Source organism: Albidovulum salinarum (assembly GCF_025673475.1).
Taxonomy (GTDB): Bacteria; Pseudomonadota; Alphaproteobacteria; order Rhodobacterales; family Rhodobacteraceae; genus Albidovulum; species Albidovulum salinarum.
Map to the genome: position 1 here is coordinate 114,397 of NZ_JAOVQO010000018.1, position 8,461 is coordinate 122,857.

The 8,461-nt window shown below is 64.7% G+C and carries 8 protein-coding genes; all 8 read right to left on the reverse strand.

Going from position 1 to position 8,461, the window contains the following annotated elements; genetic code table 11:
• Positions 1-1,026: a type VI secretion system baseplate subunit TssG gene (gene tssG / locus OEZ60_RS17935; protein WP_263339185.1), complete on the reverse strand. Its 1,026-nt coding sequence runs from the start codon at positions 1,024-1,026 to the stop codon at positions 1-3.
• Complete coding sequence (gene tssF / locus OEZ60_RS17940) at positions 990-2,867, reverse strand: type VI secretion system baseplate subunit TssF (RefSeq protein ID WP_263339187.1); 1,878 nt, start codon at positions 2,865-2,867, stop codon at positions 990-992. The genes tssG and tssF overlap by 37 nt, the downstream gene beginning before the upstream one ends.
• The gene (gene tssE / locus OEZ60_RS17945; protein WP_263339190.1) at positions 2,867-3,364 is read right to left on the reverse strand and encodes a type VI secretion system baseplate subunit TssE; all 498 of its coding nucleotides are present in this window, start codon (positions 3,362-3,364) and stop codon (positions 2,867-2,869) included. The genes tssF and tssE overlap by 1 nt, the downstream gene beginning before the upstream one ends.
• On the reverse strand, positions 3,357-4,184 hold the full coding sequence (locus OEZ60_RS17950; RefSeq protein WP_263339191.1) for a type VI secretion system accessory protein TagJ: 828 nt from the start codon (positions 4,182-4,184) through the stop codon (positions 3,357-3,359). Before OEZ60_RS17950 ends, tssE begins: the two co-directional genes overlap by 8 nt.
• Positions 4,185-4,274: 90 nt before the next feature.
• Positions 4,275-4,772 (reverse strand): Hcp family type VI secretion system effector, encoded by a 498-nt coding sequence (locus tag OEZ60_RS17955; protein WP_263339194.1) that lies wholly within the window; start codon positions 4,770-4,772, stop codon positions 4,275-4,277.
• 84 nt (positions 4,773-4,856) lie between these two features.
• Entirely contained in the window at positions 4,857-6,353 is a 1,497-nt protein-coding gene (gene tssC / locus OEZ60_RS17960; protein ID WP_263339196.1) for a type VI secretion system contractile sheath large subunit, read from the reverse strand.
• A gap of 3 nt (positions 6,354-6,356) precedes the next feature.
• Entirely contained in the window at positions 6,357-6,872 is a 516-nt protein-coding gene (tssB, locus tag OEZ60_RS17965) for a type VI secretion system contractile sheath small subunit (protein ID WP_263339199.1), read from the reverse strand.
• 62 nt (positions 6,873-6,934) lie between these two features.
• On the reverse strand, positions 6,935-7,990 hold the full coding sequence (tssA, locus tag OEZ60_RS17970; RefSeq protein ID WP_263339203.1) for a type VI secretion system protein TssA: 1,056 nt from the start codon (positions 7,988-7,990) through the stop codon (positions 6,935-6,937).
• Positions 7,991-8,461 lie beyond the last annotated feature (471 nt).

The window sequence follows — 8,461 nt, forward strand, 5'->3', positions numbered from 1 at the left end:
TCACGCAGCGCCGGGATAGACGTAAAGATCGGCCGCATCCGGCCGGGTCTGGTCGGTGTCGGCCCGCATCCGGACCCAGCTCGTATGGCCCAACCGGGTACTGCCGCCGAGACTGGCGCGCGGAACGTCCTCGCCACGCAGAACGAGGTTGACGTCCCATTCGAGCGCGTCGCCCACATAGGTCCGCACGATCGCCTGAAGGCGCTTCATCGAACTTCCGTGTGGCAGCAGGCGTTCGTAGTCGGCCAGCGGCATCGGACCGAGCAGCAGGCGAAACTTCGACGACCGCGACCAGACGCGCGAACCGATGCTGGTCGACCGGCCGAGCCGCGCCGGCCCGCCCAGCTGCCAGGTATCGTCCGGCTCGAGGTCGAGCCAACTGCCGACGAACTCCTGGATCGCCGCCGGCACCCCGAGATAACTCGTGATGATCGCGACAAGCCCCTCCGGTGTCTTCGGACCCGACGCGAGATGGGCCACGAAATATCGGCGCACGTCGTCGGGCAGTTCGTCGCGGCCCTCAAGCGCGGCGCCGCGGTAGCCCGCCAGCGCAGAGACCTTGCGTGCCACCGGATCGTCGCCCCGGTCATGGCTCGGCGCCGGCTGCCCCGAGGCCCAGGCCCGGTAGAACAGGCTCATGAACCGGTGCGTCAGCATGTTGGCGAAGGCCACGAACGTGCCGTCGCGATGGTTGCGCAGCCGGTCGCGGGCAAATTCGGTCAGGTGCAGCGGCAATGGCCCCTGCGGCCCGAAGAAGCCGAAGAACCGGTTCGTCAGCCGTCCCGGCTTGCCGGGCTGCGGCGCCTCGAACCGGGCGATCGACGAGGTCGGAAAGGCCAGCTCCGCCTCCTGCCCGAGCCGCACCGGATCCTCGCGCGGCCGCAGGGATTCCCCCAGGCGCGGCGCGTCGGGAAAGGCCGCCTCGACAATCCGAAGCGCCTGGAAGAGGTGGTGCTCTTCCGGCCGGGCCTTGAGGTTCTCGAACAGGCTCAGATCAGTCGACCGAGCCCTCTCTCCGGTCGCCATCGAGCGATTTCTCCCCGTCTGTCGGTGGTCAATACGGTTTCGGTGAAACTGTTGATCGACGCATATTTCCGGAAGAACCGTTCCAGAACCGCGCCGAGAAGGTAAACGCTCGTCCCCTCGAAGAAACTCTCGTCGAAGGAGACGGTGATCTCGATCCCGCGCACCGCGGTCGACAGGACCTCGTCGCTCATCCGCCGCACGATCGGGCGGCTTGCGACGCCGATGATCCCCTCGAGTTGCTTTTCCGTCACCCGGTTGCCGAGCGGCGCGTAGATCCCCACCAGTTCCCGCAGCGCCTCGGCGGCATTGCCGTCGGTGGAATCGGCGATCGACAGGTAGTTGAGGCTCAGGTGGCTGATCAGCCGCCAGGCCCGGTCGCCCTGTGCCAGTGTCGGGTTGGGGCGCGTCGGCGAGACCGGCGTGCGGATAGTCTTGACCGGTCCGCCCTCCGGAAGCTGAAAGACCCCGTCGTCGCCGATCGACAGCAGAAGCGGCAGGTCGCGGTTGGTGCACAGTGCCGTGACCGCCAGCTGCTCCAGCGTCGAAGGATAGGGCGCCTGGCTGCGATCAACGAGGGTGAGATAGGTTTCGGAACCGAGATAGGAGGTGCGGGCGCCGCGCAGCCGCTCCTTCTCGCTGCGTTCCCGCAGCCGGCGGCGCACGGTGTAATAGGCGCTCCAGGTTTCGCCGGCGGCGGTCAGGTCGGTAGCGGAATAGAACGGCCGGAAGGTCACGTCATCCTCGCCGCTGCCACGGATGCCGACGACGCTCTCTAGCGCGTAGATCTCGAAATCGAGGCCCGCCGTCCGGTCAGGAATGACATGCAGCTCGGTATCTCGGGCATCGATATGCACCCGGTCGCACCGTTTGGAGAAGAGATTGACACAAGGGACGGCGTTCAGCTGGAACGCCTCCGGCTTGATCCCGGCTTCGACCGACTTCCGGCCTTCCTTCAGAAGGATATAGATGTCGACATCCTGGCCCTTGGCCTTCTTCAGGGCCGGTTGCAGACCCCTAAGCTCGACGAACAGGAACCGCTCCGGCATCGCGAAGTATTCCTGAAGGATGCGGTAGCCGTCAAAGGACCGCCGCGGCGTCGGCAACAGCGCCTCTTCGCGCTCGAAGCCGCGCGGGACGATCGCGCCGTCGGGTAGGACAGTGGTCCAGTCGTCGCGCCGATCGGTCGACCGTCCGGTGATCCCGGTGGTCTGGGTGCAGAGCAGCTCGTGCAACTGCCAGGCGTTGCCGGCCTGCGCATCGACGTAGAGCGTCAGCCGGTCGGTCGTGAGCGCGGCGATCTTTTCGCCGTCGGTCCGCTTCAGCCTGAGCCGGATCCCGGCCCGCGCCTCGACATCACGAGCCAGTCCGGCGGCGACCAGTTCGCCGCGGCCGTCGATATATTCCGCCTCGGTGATCTGCAGCGGCCACATCGTCAGGTCGGCGCCGGTGCGGAACTCGCATGCGGTCTGCGCGCCCTCGGTCAGCCGGCTGCGCAGCTTGCTGCCACGCTTGAGCAGGTAGCCATCCTTCAGGCTGGCACTGCTGAGATCGGGCTCAAACGCGGCAATCATCATCGACGGCGTCGGGCAGAGGTAATGCGGGTAGACGATCTCTAGAAGATTGCTGGCGAACGCCGGAAACTGCAGGTCGAGCTCCAGCTGCACCCGCGCGGAGAGGAAGGCCGCGCCTTCGAGAATCCGCTCGACATAGGGATCGAGCACCTCGACCCCCTCCATTCCGAGCCGTGCGGCGATCTTCGGATAGGCCGCGGCAAACTCCGCGCCCATGTCCCGCAGGTAGGTCAGCTCGGTCTCGTAATGGCGCAGCAGCCTCGTATCCATCAGCGCGCTCGCTCCATCTCGACCTCGCCGGTGGTCACGTCGACCTTGCTGCGCAGGTAGAGCTCCAATGGCATCGGCTGGGCCCACATGTCGGCGCGGATATCGAAGGCGATATGCATCTCGCCGGCGTTCTTCTCGGTGCGCAGTTCGACAATTGCCGATCCGGCGATGATCCGTGGCTCGAACGCCTCGATTGCGCGCGCGATCGAGCGGCGGATGCGCTCGGCCTTCTCCGCGGTCGAGTAGTCGCCCGACGTCGGACGAAGCCCGTAGTTGAGAACCGAACGGCGGACACGCGGCATCGTGTCGATATCGAGGACGTCTTCCATGTTGTTCGTGTTCAGGAGCCAGGCGAGGTCGCGCTGGATGATCTCGCGCAGGCGCACGACATCGATCACCCGCGAGTCACGGGTTTCCTTGAGGGATCCGGGCTCGTCATCGGTCAGCCGGTCGAGCAGGGAGGGCTGGAGACGTTCGGCAACGGTCTTGTCAGCCATCGCCGGTCGCAGGCTCCGGCTCGGAGGCCGGCGCCCCTCCCACTGTCAGGCTGCGCAGATCCATGATCGCGGTGTCCGACTGATCGGTCGCGAGGAGCCGCTGGCCGACGCCCAGGAACGTCTCCGCGCCGATGTCGGCCCAGTTCGTGGCCCGGGCAAGCCTGGCCGTATCGTCGCCCTGCGCCGTCGTGCCGGCATAGCGCGTCGGAATCAGCGCCGCGACCTCGCCGCCGTTGCGCAGGGTCAGCGTGACGGCCGTCCAGACGACGTCGCGCAGATCGCTCGGCGCCTCGGCCTCGATCTTCTGGATCTGTTCGAAGGGCAGCCAGAAATAGCGCCCGTTGACGATCACCTCCAGTACCGGGCCGAGCCGCATGTCGGCGTCGGCGACCCAGGCGAAGGGGGCATCGTTCAGGGTCCCGGTGACCGCCGCGGCGCCGTCGAAGGCGCGCGCGCGCAGATCCGCCGCCTCGGCCGTCTTGCCCTGCCCGAGCAGCTTCTGCGCCTCGATCAGGAGCGCGAGCCATTCCTGCGGCTCGCCGAAGACGAGCGGCGACTTCTCGCCCGCAAAGACCTTCTCGCGGTAGACCTCGCAGATGATCGCCTCGCGATAGGTCTTCGCCATCATCGTCGCATCGGGATCGAGCTCGGCGCTGACCTTGAGCTGCTGGATCGCCCGGTTCCAGTCGCCGCGCACGCACAAGAGCTGAAACAGGAAGATCCGCAACTTGGCATCCTGCGGCTTCGCGCGGATCTTGTCCTGAAGCGCCGCGAGGGTCGCATCCAGGTTGCCCGCCTTGAGGTGTTCCTCGGGGGTCATGCGTCGTCCTAACCGATTGCGAAATGGGACTTGGGCTGCGCGGCGCTCGCCTCCTCGGCACCGTCCCGCACAGCCCGCCGTTGTTGCCGGTTAGCTAACGTCGCCCGTCTCGAGGTTCCACTTGAACACCTCGGGCGAACCGAGCTTGCCGGTGGCGAAATCGGCCGGCTTGTAGCTGTATTCGATGCCGCGATAGGCAAGAGACCAGTCTTCGGCCGGAATCGTGTCCTCGCCGCCCGAGACGGTGTAGCTGTCAATGATCGCATTGCGCAACTTGATGATGAGATAGGGCTCCATCCCGATCGAGGCATCATCGCCTGAGCGGCACATCTCGATCGTGAGCTCCTTGATCGACTTGCCGCTGGCCACGTAGGTGCAGATCTTGGCCGAGGCCTTGCTGAGTTCGGTGTTGAGCGTAATCTTCTGGAAGTTGGCGTTGGCATAACCGCGCTGGGTCGTGCCGAGGTCGGTCATGTCAAGCGTGCGCTCGACGCCCCAGCCGATCGTCTTGACCGGAATCCAGTCCTTGTGGTTCTTCTCGCGCGCTTCGCCCGGAATCCCATCGATCTTGATGAATACGTTTTCCACGTTTGGTCCCTTTCATTCGCGACGTGTACTTTTTCAGATGTTCAGATGACTGCCGCCAATGGCGGCAGTCACGGTCGTCCGGTGTCAGGCGCCCTTTTCCGAAGGGAGCTTGCTCACGAGCCTCAAGGACACCGACAGGCCCTCGAGTTGGTAATGCGGCCGCAGGAAGAACTTGGAGGTGTAATAGCCGGGGTTGCCCTCGACATCCTCCACGACCACCTCCGCTGCGGCGAGCGGGCGGCGCGCCTTCTCCGACTCGGCCGAGATGTCGGCGTTGAAGTCAACGTAGTTGTTGATCCACTCCTGCAGCCAGCTTTCCATGGCGCTGCGGCTTTTGAACGACCCGACTTTGTCCCGCACCATGCATTTCAGGTAATGCGCGAAGCGGCAGGTTGCGAAGAGATACGGCAGCCGCGCCGCGAGGTTGGCGTTCGACGTCGCGTCCGGATCGTCGTATTCGGCCGGCTTGTGCAGCGACTGCGCGCCGATGAACGCCGCGACGTCGGAATTCTTGCGGTGGATCAGCGGCATCATGCCGTTCTTGGCAAGCTCCGCCTCGCGCCGGTCCGAAATCGCGATCTCGGTCGGGCATTTCTGGTCCACGCCGCCATCGTCTGTCGGGAAGGTGTGGGATGGCAGGTTTTGCACCGCGCCACCCGACTCAACGCCGCGGATCCGGCTGCACCAGCCATATTCCTTGAACGACCGGTTGATGTTCACCGCCATGCCGTAGCAGGCGTTGACCCAGCTGTATTTCGCGCTGTCGGCGCCCTCGGTATCCTCTTCGAAGGCGAAGGCCTCGACCGGGTCGGTCTTCGCGCCATAGGGCATACGGCCGAGGAAGCGCGGCATCGCGAGGCCCACGTACTTCGCGTCCTCGCTTTCGCGCAGGCTGCGCCAGGCGGCATATTCCGGCGTCTGGAAGATCTTCGTCAGGTCGCGCGGGTTGGCGAGTTCGTTCCAGCTGTCCATCTGGAAGAGCGTGGGCGCCGCGCCGGTGATCAGCGGCGCATGGGCGGCCGCGGCGACCTTGGCCATCTCGCCCAGAAGCTCGACATCGGGCGGCGAGTGGTCGAAGTGGTAGTCGGCGACCAGCGTGCCGAACGGCTCGCCGCCGAACTGGCCGAACTCCTCCTCGTAGACCTTCTTGAAGATCGGCGACTGGTCCCAGGCGGTGCCTTTGAACTTGCGCAGCGTCTTGTGCATCTCCTTCTTGGAGATGTTCATGACCCGCACCTTCAGCATCTCGTCCGTCTCGGTGTTGTTGACGAGATAATGGAGCCCGCGCCAGGCGCTTTCGAGCTGCTGGAACTCCTCGTTGTGCAGGATCAGGTTGATCTGCTCGGTCAGTTTCTTGTCGATCTCGGAGATGATCGACTCGATCGAGCGCAGTGCGTCGTCAGAGATCAGCTCTGCATTGGCCAGTGCCTGTTCGGCAAGCGTCTTGACGGCGCTTTGCACGGCGGTCTTTGCCTGGTCCGACTTCGGCCGGAACTCCTTCTGCAGCAGGCTCTCGAATTCGGAGGACCCGAAGACTGTCGCTTCCCGGGCTTCCTTGGCTTGGCTCTGTTCTTCGGCCATCTCTTACTCCTGCTCCGTCTCCTGGGCGCCGGGCTTGGGCTGCGCGGCGAGCGTCTTGAGAAGCGACGGGTCCTGGATGATCCGGGCGATCAGATCCTCGGCGCCAGTCTTGCCATCCATGTAGGTCATAAGGTTCGACAGCTGGGTGCGGGCGTCCAGCAGCGCGCGCAGCGGCTCGACCTTGCGGGCGATCGCCGCCGGGCTGAAGTCGTCCATGCTCTCGAAGGTGATATCGACCGCGAGGTTGCCTTCGCCGGTGAGCGTGTTGGGCACCGTGAACGCGGCGCGCGGCGCCATCGACTTCATGCGGTCGTCGAAATTGTCGACGTCGATTTCCAGGAACTTGCGGTCGGCGACCGACGGCTGCTCGACCTCCGACTTGCCGGCCAGGTCGCTCATCACGCCCATGACGAAGGGCAACTGCACCTTTTTCTCGGCACCGTAAAGTTCCACGTCATATTCGATCTGCACACGCGGAGCCCTGTTCCGCGCTATGAATTTCTGTGAACTGCCGGCCATCTGTCGCTCCTTAGCTTTTTTCGGTCGTTGGGGTCGGATCCTTCAGGCGGATCGCTGACCCTTCAATAGTCGTCGTCGCGGCGCTTGATGCCACCGATGCGGTGCACCTCCTCGAGCCCGTCCTTAGCCATATCGGCAATTATTGTCAGAAAATCGGCATTCACCAGCCGCTTCGCGCGTTCGAGCAGAATCGGAACCGGACTCGAGGGCTCGCTGCGCCCGTAATAGGCGATGATCCGGTCCAGCGCCGCGGTCACATCGGAGGGCGAGGAGATCGCGCCACCGCCCGAACGCCCGGCCGCGGCACGCGGCGCGCCCCCCTCGGCGGCTGCCGATGGCGTCTCGGATTCCTCACCCGCGTTATCCGCGGACTCGCCTTCCGCATCTCCGGATGCCCCGAACCGCTTGTAGACCGCGCCGATTGCCTTGAGCGCGTCGAGCGCCGGATCGAGCTGTGGTCCCTCGCCCGGGGTCTTGTCGGTGAACACCGCGTCGATCGCGCGCAGGTCGGCCAGTGCTGCCGTCGCCGCGGCTGCAGCCTTCGCCAGCACCTCGTCGTCGGTATCCTGGAACGCCGCCGAGACCGCGCCGGAATCGGGCACGGTCTCCATGCCGGCAGGCGGCGACACCTTGCCATCGGCGATCTCGACATCGCGCAGCGACATCCGGCCAAAGACCCGGCTGTCGGTCAGCGCCGCGCGGCGCAACGCGCGCAGCATCCGCGACGTATCGGCCAGCCCCTGCACCGCGTTGATCCGCATCGTCGCGTCGCCGTCGTCCTCGTCGAGTTGCGGATGACAGCTGTCCCAGTACTGTTCCAGATATCCCCGGATCAGCCCCGTGACCTCGACAAAGGCCGCGAGCCCCTTCAGGTGCAGCTGTGCCTCGGCCAGATAGACCGCCGCCCTCAGATCGTGGCTCTGCCGAAGCACCGCCTCGGCCTTCCCGACGAGCTCTTTCCAGTCCGGCTCCTCGGCCTCGCGAACCACGTCGCCAACCTGTGTTTCCTCGCCGTACTGACCGGCGAGTTCCATTTCCGTGAAGGACATGTCGTATTCGACATTCTCACCGCTTGGTGCGGCGTCACTTATCGCCGCCAGAAAGTCGGAGATCGGCATTCCAAGCCCTAAACCCAGTTTGTGCCCGCTTCGGAGCGCGTTCAAATCCGTTCGGAACCAACCGAATGGAGCAAAAGCCCCCCTTCGGTGGTTCAAGAAAGATCACCAATCGCTCAGGGAAGCAAACAAAAACTCTTCGACGTTTTTCGTTCCGGACGGCCGAGCCGGACAACACGAGGAAGCGGTATCGCGATCCGCAGAACACATGCCTGGCTCATCGGCAGTTTGGGCTGCGTCGAGCGAACTGGCGCAGCCCACGGCAGGCACGGCGTTCAGAGACGTTCCAGCACCTCAACCCGTCACAGCTTCGTGACAATCTCCTCCGGCTTGTGCTGCTTCGCGGCTCTGTTGCACAAATCCTGTAGGGGATTCATCTCGTGAAACCAGCGTGATAGCTGGGGTGCATGAGCAGACCGACCCCACCGACCTACAAGATCAGGAACTGGCCAGCCGACAATGAAGCGCTCAAGC

What these genes read in the sequence shown, in the direction of transcription:
- tssG (WP_263339185.1), bottom strand. Translation starts at nt 1,026, where the DNA reads ATGGCGACCGGAGAGAGGGCTCGGTCGACTGATCTGAGCCTGTTCGAG.
- tssF (WP_263339187.1), bottom strand. Translation starts at nt 2,867, where the DNA reads ATGGATACGAGGCTGCTGCGCCATTACGAGACCGAGCTGACCTACCTG.
- tssE (WP_263339190.1), bottom strand. Translation starts at nt 3,364, where the DNA reads ATGGCTGACAAGACCGTTGCCGAACGTCTCCAGCCCTCCCTGCTCGAC.
- OEZ60_RS17950 (WP_263339191.1), bottom strand. Translation starts at nt 4,184, where the DNA reads ATGACCCCCGAGGAACACCTCAAGGCGGGCAACCTGGATGCGACCCTC.
- tssC (WP_263339196.1), bottom strand. Translation starts at nt 6,353, where the DNA reads ATGGCCGAAGAACAGAGCCAAGCCAAGGAAGCCCGGGAAGCGACAGTC.
- tssB (WP_263339199.1), bottom strand. Translation starts at nt 6,872, where the DNA reads ATGGCCGGCAGTTCACAGAAATTCATAGCGCGGAACAGGGCTCCGCGT.
- tssA (WP_263339203.1), bottom strand. Translation starts at nt 7,990, where the DNA reads ATGCCGATCTCCGACTTTCTGGCGGCGATAAGTGACGCCGCACCAAGC.